11 protein-coding genes and 1 tRNA gene are annotated in these 14,387 nt (G+C 42.4%); 7 read left to right on the top strand and 5 right to left on the bottom strand.

Annotated elements, in window-relative coordinates:
• Positions 1-23 precede the first annotated feature (23 nt).
• Positions 24-641: a DUF308 domain-containing protein gene (locus OP489_RS02000; protein WP_266162710.1), complete on the bottom strand. Its 618-nt coding sequence runs from the start codon at positions 639-641 to the stop codon at positions 24-26.
• 142 nt (positions 642-783) lie between these two features.
• Here OP489_RS02000 and OP489_RS01995 point away from each other — a divergent pair, with 142 nt between their 5' ends.
• The gene (locus OP489_RS01995; RefSeq protein WP_266162709.1) at positions 784-1,998 is read left to right on the top strand and encodes an AI-2E family transporter; all 1,215 of its coding nucleotides are present in this window, start codon (positions 784-786) and stop codon (positions 1,996-1,998) included.
• 76 nt (positions 1,999-2,074) lie between these two features.
• Here the strand turns inward: OP489_RS01995 and OP489_RS01990 are convergent, their stop codons facing one another.
• Both OP489_RS01990 and OP489_RS01985 read right to left on the bottom strand, forming a co-directional pair.
• Complete coding sequence (locus OP489_RS01990) at positions 2,075-2,815, bottom strand: hypothetical protein (protein WP_266162708.1); 741 nt, start codon at positions 2,813-2,815, stop codon at positions 2,075-2,077.
• A gap of 76 nt (positions 2,816-2,891) precedes the next feature.
• Positions 2,892-4,991, bottom strand: coding sequence for a SpoIIE family protein phosphatase (locus OP489_RS01985; protein WP_266162707.1), 2,100 nt, complete (start codon positions 4,989-4,991; stop codon positions 2,892-2,894).
• Between the two features lie 245 nt (positions 4,992-5,236).
• Here OP489_RS01985 and OP489_RS01980 point away from each other — a divergent pair, with 245 nt between their 5' ends.
• Positions 5,237-6,430, top strand: coding sequence for a PLP-dependent aminotransferase family protein (locus tag OP489_RS01980; RefSeq protein WP_266162706.1), 1,194 nt, complete (start codon positions 5,237-5,239; stop codon positions 6,428-6,430).
• Between the two features lie 39 nt (positions 6,431-6,469).
• The gene (gene trpS, locus OP489_RS01975; protein WP_266162705.1) at positions 6,470-7,504 is read left to right on the top strand and encodes a tryptophan--tRNA ligase; all 1,035 of its coding nucleotides are present in this window, start codon (positions 6,470-6,472) and stop codon (positions 7,502-7,504) included.
• A 126-nt stretch (positions 7,505-7,630) separates the two neighbouring features.
• Here the strand turns inward: trpS and OP489_RS01970 are convergent, their stop codons facing one another.
• Complete coding sequence (locus OP489_RS01970; RefSeq protein WP_266162704.1) at positions 7,631-8,554, bottom strand: ABC transporter substrate-binding protein; 924 nt, start codon at positions 8,552-8,554, stop codon at positions 7,631-7,633.
• Between the two features lie 23 nt (positions 8,555-8,577).
• Positions 8,578-9,816: an ATP-binding protein gene (locus OP489_RS01965; RefSeq protein WP_266162703.1), complete on the bottom strand. Its 1,239-nt coding sequence runs from the start codon at positions 9,814-9,816 to the stop codon at positions 8,578-8,580.
• 194 nt (positions 9,817-10,010) lie between these two features.
• Between OP489_RS01965 and OP489_RS01960 the strand changes: the two genes are divergently transcribed.
• The 4 genes from OP489_RS01960 to OP489_RS01945 all read left to right on the top strand — a co-directional run bounded on the left by OP489_RS01960 (position 10,011) and on the right by OP489_RS01945 (position 14,158).
• Positions 10,011-10,099, top strand: a tRNA-Ser gene (locus OP489_RS01960).
• Between the two features lie 674 nt (positions 10,100-10,773).
• The gene (locus tag OP489_RS01955) at positions 10,774-11,184 is read left to right on the top strand and encodes a lasso peptide biosynthesis B2 protein (protein ID WP_266162702.1); all 411 of its coding nucleotides are present in this window, start codon (positions 10,774-10,776) and stop codon (positions 11,182-11,184) included.
• The gene (locus tag OP489_RS01950) at positions 11,181-12,374 is read left to right on the top strand and encodes a nucleotidyltransferase family protein (protein WP_266162701.1); all 1,194 of its coding nucleotides are present in this window, start codon (positions 11,181-11,183) and stop codon (positions 12,372-12,374) included. The genes OP489_RS01955 and OP489_RS01950 overlap by 4 nt, the downstream gene beginning before the upstream one ends.
• Positions 12,371-14,158, top strand: coding sequence for an ABC transporter ATP-binding protein (locus OP489_RS01945; RefSeq protein ID WP_266162700.1), 1,788 nt, complete (start codon positions 12,371-12,373; stop codon positions 14,156-14,158). Before OP489_RS01950 ends, OP489_RS01945 begins: the two co-directional genes overlap by 4 nt.
• Positions 14,159-14,387: the final 229 nt, after the last annotated feature.

Here is a 14,387-nt window from a genome sequence, read left to right as displayed (position 1 = left end):
TTCTTCTTTTAAAAACATTATTCTTATTTTGTTTCATCTTCTGTGAAATCGTTATCTTCTTTTTGGAGTCCAGCCGGAATTAATGATTTTTCAACCTGTTTCTGTGCAAGCTTTTGGAAGAGAACAACGATAGCATTGATTACAGCATCCAGAATCAATGAAATATAAGTAAACTTTGCGTGAAAGGTCTCATCTCCAAACGGATAGTTTAAAGCTGCCATTCCTAATCCAATTGTTACAAAACTCAAAAGCAAAGCAACCCACCAAAAGCGAAATTTCATCTGCAGCAGATTCATAGAATACTGCAATTTTAAAAGGCTATCCAATAAAATACAGAAAGCCAAAATCTGCAGTATAACGGCTGCACCCATTTCTCCCCGAAATAATGCAAAACAGCCCAGCATTCCTTCCCCTACTCCGATTGCAAATCCAAAGCGGCTGGAATCAAGATATTCTTTTTTTAAAAAATACCAAATAATACTGACCGCACCCATTGCAAGAAGGATCATCCCTAAAACAGAGCAGACATTTTGCATGGAAATTTTACTGTTGCAAAGTAAGACTAAACTTAGAACAATATATGCCGCCGAGATGCAAAGCAGCATCACTCTTGTATTCACAGCCGTCATTTTCCGCATCATAATCTCTCCTTTTTATTTTAATTTGTGATTATTATAAGCCTTTTTACAACAAAATGATAGCAGATAGATACAAGAGATTTCATTTCTGTTCTAAAAAAGATATCAGTTGTAATGCCCCTTAAAATGGAGTACAATAAAGAAATTGAAATGGGTTTTATCTCTTGGAGAAAGGATTGGTATTGTGGAATTCAATCGGCAAAATACAAAGCAGCTAATGTTCTTAATTGCTTTTGCAATTGTGCTGTTTCTGGCTCTTATGAATCTCCGCTACGCCTCTGATGTCTTTTGGTGGATTTTCAATATATTTAAGCCATTTCTCTTAGGTCTCGCATTTGCTTTCGTTGCCAATGTTCCAATGAAAGCAATCGAGACCCGGCTTTTTGCAGGCATTAACCGGAAGTATGCAAACTCCAAAACATGGAAGCATCTTCGCCGTCCGCTATGCCTTATCCTGACAATTGTTTTAATTTTAGGATTGATCGCTGCAATCATTTTTCAGGTAATGCCGGAACTTCTGCACACCTTTGAAACACTTATTGGAAATACGCCTACATTTTTTAATCAGCTGCAGATATGGATTCAGGATCTGGGAAAGAACTTCCCCAAAATTCAACAAGAATTGGGACAAATTCAAATTGATTGGTCCAGTATTAGCCGAGTCTTTACTCAGATGGGACAAAAAGTTGTTTCTTCTTTTTCCGATATTATGGGCTCCACCATTACAGTTGCCACAAATGTTTTCAGCGGAATCTTCACCTTTACCATGGGCTGTATTTTTGCAATCTATACATTGGCTCAAAAAGAAAAACTGCAGCGGCAAATCCGGCGTCTTCTTTATGCTTATCTGCCGGAAAAAAAGATTGACCGCTTTTTGAATCTCTGTCGGCTAACGAACAGCACTTTTTCTCATTTTATTGCAGGTCAATGCACAGAAGCATGTATTTTGGGCTTTTTGTGCTTTATCGGAATGAATATCTTCCATTTTCCTTATGCTTCTTTAATTTCGGTTTTTGTTGCCTTTATGGCTCTGATCCCAATTTTCGGTTCTTTCTTCAGCGCAGTCATCGGCGGCCTCTTGATCTTAACCGTAGATCCTATTCAGGCAATCTACTATGTGATTTTTTTCCTGATTCTGCAGCAGCTCGAAGGAAACTTCATTTATCCTCACGTTGTTGGAAACAGTGTTGGGCTTCCTCCTATTTGGGTGTTGCTTGCAGTTACAGTGGGTGGAAACTCAATGGGCCTAGTGGGGATGCTTCTTTCAATTCCTCTTGGCTCCGTTATTTATACGCTCTTACGTAAAAATATTAGCCGCCGTCTCACAATGAGTAAGATTGATCGTAAAAAGGTTCTTTAAATGTTTAAAAAAGGAATCTCCTCTACAGCTTTTTCGGGCGTTACAGAGGAGATTCCTTTTTTAGTTCTTACATTTTTTATAAGCCATGCTGAAAATACGTAATGAGGCAAAAGACTCCTAAAATCACCATAACAGCTGTCGTTCCAATTGCAGCCACTTTCATGGAGTTATCTTTTTTCGATACACATTGCTGATGATAGGAGAAGAAAGGATCTCTTGCATTCGGGAAAATCCATATCTTTCCCTCTTTTTCTATGAGTCTGCCTTTTACAAAGACGGTTTGTCCTTCTGGAAGATATCCTTCCGTTACCTTAAAGCCTCTGAAATTATCCGGATTTTCCGGCTGATAAGAAAGCTTGTCCTGAAATTTTTCGTAATCGGGAGAATCAACCAAGACCGTTTCAAAACATGCTGGAAGAATCTGTGCATATTTTCCATAGTTTTTCAAATCTAAATAAATTCGTTTGCCTGAGGTTTTCTCTTCGAAATAAAGAACATTTTGGCTGGAACGTTCAAAAATCGGTTTTTCGATTCCACCCTTTTCCATTGCGTCCGCCCGGCTTTCATAATAAATCGCCGAAGTCCCGGAAAGCGGTGTTTCTTCCGTATGATCACAATAGAGGGTCCCCTGCAAACGAACGACCTCATTTCGTTTAAAATCCGGATGCTCCCCCAACTTTTCGAATATCTCCTGCAAAGTTAAAAATTTGGGAATCCTTCCGAACTTTTCTTCTTCCTGATTCTGTGATTTTCGGTAAATCTTGATTCCAACATAAATGCCAATTAAAATAAACAATACCCCAGAAACAAACAGCATACCGCAATCCCCCTGCTTTTAAAACAATTAGCAAGGAGAATCATATCATGACATCAAGCAAATTGCAACTTTTCGGTCAGTGATTGTCAATCAATTTAAATACAAGCACCGTTATATCATCATCATGTCCATCCACTCGCCGGGCAACCGCTTCCGCTACAATAGATTCTGCCAATTCCTGCGGCATGCGATCATCCCAGCCGGAAATTTTATCCGCAATCCAGTTAGCTCCTGAAGAAAGCGCTCCGTCACTCAAAAGAATAATTAAATCGCCTGCGTCTATTTCTTCATTGATTTTATGGAACTTTGCTTCTTCCAAAATTCCTACCGGCACTCCAGGCGCATCAATGGGAATTACATCCCCATCTCTGCGCACAAAGCTCATTGGTGCGCCTGCTTTATAAAATTCTACCGAACCGGTATAAAGATCAAGGCTCAAAACATCCAGCGTTGCCAGCGATTCATCAACAGATTTAACCACAAGCGCAGAATTGACTATTTTAAGAGCACTGTCAAATCCAATTCCCGCTTTCATCAAATCTGAAAAAACATCGGCGGCCATTGTTCCATCAACAGCAGCACGGCCTCCGGTCCCCATTCCATCGCTTAAAACGGCAATCTCATGCCCCTGTCCATCTGAAAAATACTGATAACTATCCCCACAGAGCTTTTGATTATCACACGAATGACGTGCACATCCTGCCAATACACGATAGCGAACCCGTTCGCTAAAAACCATCCGCCAGTTGGCACCGACACGCACAATGACCGGTGAATTAAAACGTCGACTACAGGTGCGCGAAATTTCCTGCGCAAGCTGTGCTTTATTAACGACTCCCGCTCCACTGCGCGTTGCTAGGGCTTCTACTTTCATCCGACCAAATCGATCCACCATACAATTTACATCTACCGGGGTCAGGTTGAAATCCCGCAGCACTTCTCGAACCGCCCTCGCGGTCTGATAATCACAGCGTTCATAAATTTCCAGATCAGAAGCCATCTCTTCTAAAACAGTTCCTACAGTTGAAAATTGTTGGATTAGAAGACCGCGTGCAAGATTTTTTCCCGGCAGAATCGGCATGGTATGTTCTCGCGCACTTTCAAGCTGGTCTGCTTCATCCAGTTTATCCCCAACCTGCTCTACCGTATCTGATATTTTCTCCATAGTCTGTGCCGTAAAATCCAGCCGAGAAACAATTGATCTCCTTAGCCCATCCGTGCGGGGAGCATCATCTTTTCTCGCAAAAAAGCGCAAGAATCTGGCACCGATGCGAGAGGGCAATATCATATAAACAACCGTCGCAATTGCGACTTCATAAATTCCAGCAACAACAGTCGGCGTCGAACCCACCTGCAAAGAAGCAATCACATTTGCCATTACAAAGGCACAAGCTCCTGCAAGCTTTCCCAAAGGCGAAAACAAGCCTGCCATCAAACCTCCAAGTGCATAAGCGCCGGAAAGATAATTGAGTCCGGTTGTAGAAAGTGCAAAGGCTGCTCCTGCTCCTATTCCAGAGACAGCCCCTCCTGCAGCGCCGCCAAACCGTGCCGCATAAAGAATAAATAAAACGGCCAAGATTCTTCCAAGAGAGACTCCCTCCACTGCAACACCGGAAAGCGCCAGCAATATAGCTCCGGCCGAAAACGCACAGCAGCAAAGATCCTGCGGCAAAAGGCCGGCGGTAGAAGGCTTGTCCCAAAGCACCTCCAAAGTGCGGGCAAAGAAATAGCCCCATGCGCCGCTTAAAAGAGACTCTGCCACAAAAAGGGCTGTGCTTCCTCCGGAGGCCCCATTGACAACTGCAACACAAAGCCCTGTACACAGTACTGAAAGTCCTGCAGCTCCCCCCGAAAGCAATGCTTTTTGGCTTGGTTTAACCAAGTCATTTAAAGCCCATCTGAGTGCTCCGCCAGCCAAAAGCGCCGCTAGATAATGCACCGGAACTCTTGCGACTCCCGGAAGGAGATACCCCAAAAGGGCACCCGCCGTACCTCCCCAGATCAGGGTTCCGGGCGCTGCCGCCGCCAACGCAACCCCAAACGGGGCATATTCCCCAAATACAGTTGCTTTTGAGCAGAGCAACCCTAAGGCAAAAAAGACAATCTGACCGCACAGATTCCGAAAAAGTGCGTCTTCCTGAGGCTTGTCCGCTGCTCTGCTTTTCGTCGTTGTCATAGAGAGAAAGCCATCCTTTCTTATTCCGCGTTTTTCGGCATGATTTTCGACTCCAAATTTCCCGAAAAACACAGGGATTGTGATATTTCCATTATAAGGAAATCCGGTTTTACAACTTTGTCAGAAACCGCCGGAAAGATGAACTTTTTTCTGGAATCATCGGCCGTTCTGTGATAGAATAAAGTTTAAAGTAATCATTGAAATAAAATATACGCTTGAGTTTAAAAGAAAGAAGGCTAATTTATATGGATTATCAATTTGCTGACCGCGTAATGGGGTTAAAACCCTCTGCTATTCGCGAAATTTTAAAGTATGCAAGTGACCCTAATGTCATTTCTCTTTCTGCTGGGAATCCTGCACCGGAAGCCTTCCCGGTTGTCCCACTGCGGGAATGCAGTACCGCCATTATGAAAGACCACCCAATTGATGCACTACAGTACAGTGTCACCGAGGGTTTACCCGCTTTGCGTGAGGATCTACGCGAGATTTTGAGAAAAGGAAATATCTATCATGAAAACGACGAACTCATCATCACAAGCGGTGCACAGCAAATTATGGATCTCGTTTCCAAATCTCTTTTAAATGAAGGCGATGTGGTTCTCTGTGAAGAGCCCAGTTTTTTAGGGGCTCTTAATACTTTTCGCTCTTATAATGCCCGTCTGCGCGGAATCCCTCTGCAGGACGACGGACTCGATTTGATTGAACTTGAAAAAGCGCTAAAAGAAGAAAGCCGCGTTAAATTCCTTTATATTATTCCAAACTTTCAGAATCCTACCGGCATCACAACCAGTTGGGAAAAGCGGAAAGAAATTTACAGGCTTGCGCAGGAATATGACATTCTTATTATCGAAGACAATCCTTACGGAGAACTCCGGTTCGCCGGCGAACCGATTTCTGCAATTAAAACATTGGATACTGACAACCGCGTCCTTTACTGCGGTACCTTCAGCAAAATCGTTTCTCCCGGCATGCGTGTCGGCTATGCGGTCTGCGGCAATGAACTGATTCAAAAAATGGTCGTCTGCAAACAGGGACAGGACGTCCATACCAACATTTGGAGTCAGATGGTGATCCACCGCTTTTTGACTCATTACGATCTTTCGGAACATCTAACCGCACTGCGCACGATTTACCGCAATAAATATTCCATTGCAGAGGAAGCTTTGGCTCCCTATCAGGAATTGATGCCTTACCGCGCAATTGAAGGCGGACTTTTTATCTGGTGTACACTGCCGAATTCCATTCCAATGCTCGATTTCTGCGCTGCTGCCGTAAAGGAATGCAAAGTTTGTGCTGTACCTGGCAACGCATTTTACACTGATGATACGATGCCATGCCAGAGCTTCCGCATTAATTATTCTTCTCCTACCGATGAAGAACTCGCAGAAGGAATTCACCGTCTGGGAGAACTTGCAAAAGGCTGGAAAGATCGCGGCTGACTTTTTTTGATACCATTTTATGAGGAGATAAAAACAAATATGGAGATTACCAATCCTACTACAACGAATTCCGAAGCACCTAAAAAACGCATATTCAGTGCTATCCAGCCCAGTGGAAATATTACACTGGGAAATTATCTTGGGGCACTTAAAAATTGGATTAGCTTACAGGATGAATTTGACTGTATTTTTGCTTTGGCAGATTTACACACAATCACGGTTCGGCAGGAACCGGCACAATTCCGCAAACATGCATTGGAAGCCTATGCGCTTCTTCTCGCCTGCGGAATTGATGTTAAAAAAAGTCTATTCTTCCTTCAGAGCCATGTTCCCGCTCATGCACAGCTTGCATGGGTCCTTGACTGCTATACACAATTTGGAGAGCTTTCCCGCATGACGCAGTTTAAGGATAAGTCTAAAAAACACGCGGATAATATTAATGCTGGACTTTTTACCTATCCGAGTTTGATGGCAGCAGACATTCTGCTCTATCAGGCCGACTTAGTTCCAGTTGGTGCTGATCAGACGCAACATCTGGAACTGACCCGTAATATTGCAACTCGCTTTAATGGTCTTTACAGCCCCACTTTTAAAATTCCAGAAGGCTATACCATGAAGCAGGGCGGCAAAATCATGAGCCTTCAAGATCCCACCAAAAAGATGAGCAAATCCGATGAAAATGTAAATGGTTGTATTTATGTATTGGACAAGCCGGAAGATATCATGCGCAAGTTTAAGCGTGCCATCACAGACAGTGAAGCCTGTGTCCACTATGGCGAAGGAAAAGATGGAATTAATAATCTAATGGATATATACAGCTGTGTCACCGGCAAAAATTATCAGGAAATTGAAGCAGAATTTTCCGGACGCGGTTATGGTGATTTTAAGACAGCCGTTGGAGAAGCAGTTGTAGAGCATCTTCGCCCGATTCAAGAGCGGTATGCAAAATACAGCAAAGACAAAGCTTTTCTGCAGTCTTGCTGGAATGAAAGTGCTGAAAAAGCAGCACGGATTGCAAACCGCACCCTTAGTAAAGTCATGCGGAAGGTTGGTTTTCTTCCCCGCGAACTTTAATAAAAAGAATTTATTTGTTTTAGCAAAGGACAAATTTAGATCACGATAAAAAAAGCAGTACAGCCAAAAGACTGTACTGCTTTTTGATTTTTGTTGATTGAATTAGGCTCCTTACGAAACCGCAATTTATAAAGCAGACAAAGAACCTGTCTGCTTTAATTCCGGATAAGCGAATCCTGCAATCTCCGTTACTGCAAAAATCACGGTCTCCCCCTGCCATTTCATATAATTGGGATCAATTTCATAGACGCGACCTTCCTTCACTGCAGAAAGGTCCTCAAAGATATCCGCACTTTCGAGCTTTTCCTTTAACCCAATCGGACAGAAAATCACCTGCGGATTTTCTCTTTTGAGAGCAGTCAAATCCATTTTTCCACCTTTAAAGTCTGCGGCCACATTGGTTATGCCGGCACTTTCCAGAATGGAATTCTGAAACATATCCCCAGTAACCGTTGATCCACCAAGATCCGAAACATAAATTCCAGTCAGCAGAACGTTTTTATCGGGAATAATCCGTGCAACAGAATCAATCCCCATCAAAACCTGTTCTGCCATTCTAGCTCCCTGCTCGTATCCGGTTCGTTCGCCTTTCACTGCGGTTCCAACTTCTGTATAAAGGCGACAGAGATCTGCTCTTCCATTTGCCGGCGAAAGGCTAAGCAAAATAATTCCCGCATCAGAAAAAGCTTTGGTTTGATCCTGTGTTGGGGTCTGATCCGTAAGAGCTAGATCAACGCCCAAATTTTTGAGCTCCTTTGCTTGATCCAAACTATATACTGGAAGCGAAGACAGCTCGTTCTGACTACAGTCTTCACTGCGGGCTTTCAAAACAGTCTCATACCGCAGCTTTAAAAGAATATCGGCAATATTTCCCGAAAGTACCGCAACACCAGCAGGTTCCTTTGCAAGAATAACATTCGCTACCTTTACGGGCCAATCGGCAGCTGCAGCCCCGAAAACTACAGAAGATATCTGTGCCCGCGCGCAGCCGGTAACCATCATTAAAAAAAGGGGAATGCAAAGAAAGCCTGCAAGCCATCTTTTTTTCATAAAATCCTCTCTTTCTAAGGATCTCAGTCATCCAATGATTTTCCCAAGCTTAATTTTGCCTGTGCATCGCGAATATATTGCTGAGCAACTCTGGGAGAGCGGCCTCCATGAACAGTCGCCCAACGTTCCGCACCGGACTCCAACAAAGGAATATATTCTTTGAGGTCAAGCTGATAGGCAAGCTGATCAACGATCTCCAGAAAACGCACTTTATCAGGAAGCATAAAATTAATAGAAAGTCCAAAACGATCTGCAAGAGACAGACTTTCCTGAATGGTATCGCTCTGATGCACCTCATCTCCATCACGGTCTGAAAAGCTTTCCCGCAGAAGGTGACGGCGGTTGCTGGTGGCATAAATCAGAGAATTATCCGGCCTAGCTGCCAATCCTCCCTGCAAAACGGACTTTAGTGCTGCATAGGTACTATCCTGCTGTGAAAAAGAAAGGTCATCAATAAAGATAATAAATTTCATCGGGATTTCCGCAATCTGATCGACTAAATATGGAAAATCCATCAAATATTCTTTTGGCATTTCAATCACACGCAGTCCCTGCGGATAAAATTCATTCAAAAGCGCCTTCACAGTAGAAGACTTTCCGGTACCACGATCGCCATAAAGCAAACAGTTATTCGCCGGATACCCTTTTAAAAATGCAACTGTATTATCAATCGCCATTTGGCGCTGTACTTCGTAGCCTTTGAGCTGGTTCATTTTCTGCTTGTCCGGATGCGCTACCGGCAAAATCCGCTTATCTCTCCAAATAAATGCCCGATACCGCGCATACATTCCGCATCCGTTTTTCTGATAATACTGAGCCATCTGCTGTGCGCAGGTCTTTGCATCTCCGCGCAGCAGTTCCACCGGTTCTCCCGTTTCCCAACGCGGCAGCGGCGGAAGATCTTCAAAGCCACAGCTTTCTAAAAGATCATCGGGGGTTAAACGGGAAAGATCCAAAATGATTTCGAGGTCACGCTCTACAGCTGCCTGCATGCAATTAGAAAAATCCACATTCCCTGCAGCTGAAGCTAGCGAAAACGCATTTTCATCGTATAGTGCTGTGCTGGTTAGATGCCCGGCAAAGTTTTCACTGCTCTCTCTCTCGCAAAGGACAGCAAAGAATTCCCCCCACGCATTGAGAAAAGTTTCTTTTGTATCAGCCCAAAGCAGGCGATAAAGTGCCTTGGGTACAGTTCGATTTAAGATGCCGTGATAAATAGACAGAGAAGCTAGCTCTGCAGCGGCTTGTTTCATGCGGTTCATAATATACCTCTTTTTGCAAAATAATAGAAAATCTGCTCATTATGTCTATTATTTTACCTGTTGACTGATTTTCAGTCAAGCAAAAACCAGATTTCGCCCTTGACTTTTTTAGGCAAATTCTTTAGAATAAAAAATGCAGACTTCTGCCGGAAGGTTTCTAGAGCTTCTGCGTTTATCTGCAATTGAATCAAGATGGAAGCGTATCGAAGTGGTCATAACGGGCCTGACTCGAAATCAGGTAGACCGCAAGGTCTCGTGGGTTCGAATCCCACCGCTTCCGCCAAACTGAGTCTGGGCGCAATTCGCGTCCGGACTCTTTTCTTTTATTGGAACCATTTTGCTCGCGTTTTTATCCTGCATCTTTTATAACCTAACTTTTCATTTATGGGCATTCTGTTAGATGGCACTTTTTCAGGGAACAACAGCGGTTTTTCCGATGAAATTTTTGTCTCAGTTTCCGGTACAGCTCCGACCAGCAGTTTCCCAATAGCCTTTTCCGACTGTAACTTTAAGTTGAAATCCAAATGAGAGTAAATATTTGCGACCGTAATGCATCCCTATTATCCCAATTCACAGAGCAAGTTTTACTCAGCAAAGTGCTGTAACCAACATATGTGTGGGCATTTCGTAAGAAAAATACAAAGTCATAAATTATAAATTCAATTCTAACTCTGTATGACATAAAAAATCTCTACTTCATTGTCAAAAGAGGAACGTGGCACCACACTTACAGAAACGAAATATGCGATGACTATATAAAAGTAATGGCATCAAAGTTTCACATATCAAAAGAGTTCTACTTGTAATGTAATAGTAGAAATTATTTGTATCATATGGTATAATTTTAGAAATATTTTGTCTAATTATGAATTGTCTACAATCCCATAAATCAAAGGATTTAATATGACGATATTACAAAAATTTTTTAGACTATCGTTCAAAAATAAAATATTATTTATGGAAGCATTATGGTATCTTGGATATTACAGGTTGCTGATTTTGATTTGTCCATTTCGAAAAACAGCCCACTTTCTCGGTGAAGGAAATACGGAGACGCCTGTATCCGATGAAGGCGTGGATATCACAACAGTCAAACGAATTTCAGCAGCGGTCAGGATAATGAGCAGACATACTTTTTGGGAAAGCAAATGTCTAGTACAAGCCTATGCCGCAAAGAGGATGCTTCAGAAACGAAAACAAAAAGCCACCGTTTATCTCGGTGTGTCTAAAGATGAGCAAGGGAACATGATTGCGCATGCCTGGCTCCGTTGCGGTACTATATTTGTAACCGGCGGAAACGGTCAGAAAAATTTTTCCATAACGAACCGTTTTTCGGATGTATCAAAAAATAGAAGGACAACCATATGATCAGAACCGAAAGTTATTTCAATAGCTGCGGATTTTCTCCTGAACTTCAACTGCTTTGTCTATGTTCTCAAAAATCAGTATACAGTGAGGATAGAAAAGCAATTGCGGAGCTGACCGATCAGCCCTTTGACTGGGAACGATTCTGCCGGTTGGTCAAAAAGCACCGGGTTTACCCTTATGTCTATAAAAATCTGACGGCAATTGAGGGTATACATAAAGACGAACAGGCTTTAACGTACCTAAAGCAGTTATGCACGATGAATATGATGAATTCACTGAATCTGACAAAAGAGCTTTGCAGAGTCGCCTCCGCCTTCGAAAGCCAGGGCGTTCGTATGATTTCTTTAAAAGGCCCTGCTCTTGCTATGTCTATTTATCATTCCGTTTCATCCCGGGTATCGAGAGATCTGGACGTATTAGTCAATCAGAAAGAATTGGATAAGGCGGTCGACATACTCTTGGATTTAGGGTATGTGTTGGATAAATCTCTTGCGGAATTGACTCCAAAACAGCTTGCCTATTATAAGAAACGAGCACATCATCTGGGCTATATAAGCAATGGTACTACGCTTGAACTACACTGGAGATTTGAAACAAGCTATGACCGTTTTGATTTTGACAGGGTATGGGCGAACAAAACCGACGCGGATTTATTCGGTACAAAAATCCATATTCTAAATCCTGAAGAAAACTTTTTATATCTTGTTTTTCACGGTTCAAAGCATGCCTGGAAACGGCTGCGGTGGCTGAATGACGTTGCCGAACTGATTCGAGGAAACCTACTGGACTGGGATTATATTCAAAGGGAATCGGTTAAGCGTAAGCAGGAATATATGTTGATTCAAGCTCTGATTCTTTCCCATGCACTTTACGGAACAGAGCTGCCTCCTAAACTGATTGGACAGACGAAAGAGACAGCGCTTGCCCGACAGCTTTCAATATTATGTATCCCTTTTTTCGAATCAGCAGAAGAGAACGGAGAACAGGATTCATTATTTTTGCAGAGGAAAAAATACGATTTTTTACAGAAACACGGTTTGCAAAGAAAGCGTTCATTTTTTATGGCAAATGTGACGCCCACAATAGATGATTTTTCCTCCTATACAATTTCTGACCGTCTTTTCTTTCTTTATTTTGCTGTTCGTCTGTACACCATCTTCAAAAAATTGATTTACAGGAAAATAAAATGAAATTGATCATAAGCTATATAAAAAACTTATATGCCTACTCACGCAGTCAATTTATCATGAATCTGGTGTTTATATTGATCGACGGCGTGACGAGCAGTATCGGTTTAGTTTTGCTGGTGCCACTTTTGTCGCTGACAGGGATTACCGGACAAACGACTTCTTCGATTCCGTTTGTCAACGATGGCCTGGCCTTACTAAACACAGTGGATATTAAGGTACGGCTAATTGCCATATTGGCGATATATTTGTTCCTCATCATTATCCAAACCACAGTCAGCCGAAAAATGTCGATTCTAAATACCGTCATCGTACAGGGATATACAAAATATTTGCGGGATAATTTATTTGCGGCCATCGTCAAAACAGAATATTCCTGTTTTAACGAAAAAAGGAAGTCCGATATTACCAGCGACTTTTCAAATGAAATTACCCGCATTGCAGGAGGAACTTTGTTTTTCCTGCGGATCATTTCACAAATCCTATTGTCCGCCTTTCAGATAGCCGTCGCTTTACTCATGTCGGTTCCGCTGACACTGTTTGTCCTGCTATGTGCCGCCGTTATCTTTTTGTGTACAAAATCCACATTTAAAAAGTCGAAAACGTTGGGCGAATCGCTTCGCTCTTCTAATCAAAATTTGATGCGTAGGATACAAGAACAGCTAGACGGCATTAAGGAAATTAAAAGCTACGGCATCGAAAACGATCAAATTGCTGGTATCAACCAGACAACGGAAGATACGAAAAACAATGTGATTGATTTTACAAGACTTCAGACAAAAGCCTCCATGCTGTACAAAATCGCGGCCGCAGCCGCAATTGCCGTTTTATTTTATATTTCCCTGATATATTTTCAAACAAATCCGGCGACACTGCTTATATTAATCTATATTTTTGCGCAGTTATGGCCAACGTTTACCTCTTTTCAAAACAATCTTCAAAATGTACTGTCCATGCTTCCCTCCTTTGAATCACTGATGAATACCATCGCAGATTTTAAAGCAAACGAAGAATGCTGTGGCAATTACAGCGAGGATACTTTTTTGAAACAGCCTTCATTTTGTGTTTCCTTTCTTGATGTCAGCTTTGCTTATAAAAACAGCGATAGATTTTTGTTGACCGATCTTGAATTTACAATTCCTGATAAAGGTATGACGGCACTCGTTGGAAAATCGGGCGCCGGAAAAAGCACGGTCGTTGACCTTTTGCTGGGACTGATACACCCAACGCAGGGGCAAATTTGTGTGAATTCAACTCCGATAAATGCATTAAATATAAAAAGTTGGCGCAAATGTATCGGCTATGTGCCGCAGAACCCATTTCTGTTTAATGGAACGATCCGGGAAAACCTCACGAGATTCAATCCAAATGCGTCAGAAGAAGAAGTCGTTCGAGCACTGAAGCTCGCGGCCGCACAGGATTTTATCGAAAAGACCGAGTACGGGCTGGATACGGTAATCGGAGATAGTGGAGTTCGATTGTCGGGCGGAGAACGGCAGCGGATTGTATTGGCAAGAGCGCTTTTACGAAATCCCCGGATTCTTGTGCTTGATGAAGCAACCAGTTCGCTGGATACTGAAAACGAATACAAAATACAAGAAGCCATTGAAAATCTCGCCGAAAGCATGACCATTGTCGTGATCGCGCACCGTCTGTCAACAATTGTCCACGCGGATAATATACTCGTGATGGATAACGGCCGCATTGTTGAACAAGGTACCTATGCATCACTGGCTAAAATTGAGGATGGCTATTTCAAAAAGTATCTGGATTATAATCGGGCATAAAAGTAAACTGTCCACACGCTTGGGCCACATCGATTCCTGCAAATAAAAATATTCCTCTGCAAACTTAGTAGTCACAGAGGAATTTATAAAAAGCATAGATTTTCATGCTTCTCAGGAATTCTCATAATTGTCATCCAGATTATTTGAACCTTGACCGTATTGTGTGTCTTCATTTACAGATAATTCTGTAATGTCCGGAGCATGCCATTCATTTTTTTTCTTCATTTGT

The sequence above is a fragment of the Caproicibacterium sp. BJN0003 genome, from assembly GCF_026314295.1.
In the GTDB taxonomy this organism is placed as follows: Bacteria; Bacillota; Clostridia; order Oscillospirales; family Acutalibacteraceae; genus Caproicibacterium.
This window is presented reverse-complemented; position numbering and strand designations above follow the sequence as displayed.

Excerpts from the sequence above, each read along its gene's own strand:
- OP489_RS02000 (WP_266162710.1), bottom strand. The coding sequence starts at position 641 with ATGATGCGGAAAATGACGGCTGTGAATACAAGAGTGATGCTGCTTTGC.
- OP489_RS01990 (WP_266162708.1), bottom strand. The coding sequence starts at position 2,815 with ATGCTGTTTGTTTCTGGGGTATTGTTTATTTTAATTGGCATTTATGTT.
- OP489_RS01985 (WP_266162707.1), bottom strand. The coding sequence starts at position 4,991 with ATGACAACGACGAAAAGCAGAGCAGCGGACAAGCCTCAGGAAGACGCA.
- OP489_RS01980 (WP_266162706.1), top strand. The coding sequence starts at position 5,237 with ATGGATTATCAATTTGCTGACCGCGTAATGGGGTTAAAACCCTCTGCT.
- trpS (WP_266162705.1), top strand. The coding sequence starts at position 6,470 with ATGGAGATTACCAATCCTACTACAACGAATTCCGAAGCACCTAAAAAA.
- OP489_RS01970 (WP_266162704.1), bottom strand. The coding sequence starts at position 8,554 with ATGAAAAAAAGATGGCTTGCAGGCTTTCTTTGCATTCCCCTTTTTTTA.
- OP489_RS01965 (WP_266162703.1), bottom strand. The coding sequence starts at position 9,816 with ATGAACCGCATGAAACAAGCCGCTGCAGAGCTAGCTTCTCTGTCTATT.
- OP489_RS01955 (WP_266162702.1), top strand. The coding sequence starts at position 10,774 with ATGGAAGCATTATGGTATCTTGGATATTACAGGTTGCTGATTTTGATT.
- OP489_RS01950 (WP_266162701.1), top strand. The coding sequence starts at position 11,181 with ATGATCAGAACCGAAAGTTATTTCAATAGCTGCGGATTTTCTCCTGAA.
- OP489_RS01945 (WP_266162700.1), top strand. The coding sequence starts at position 12,371 with ATGAAATTGATCATAAGCTATATAAAAAACTTATATGCCTACTCACGC.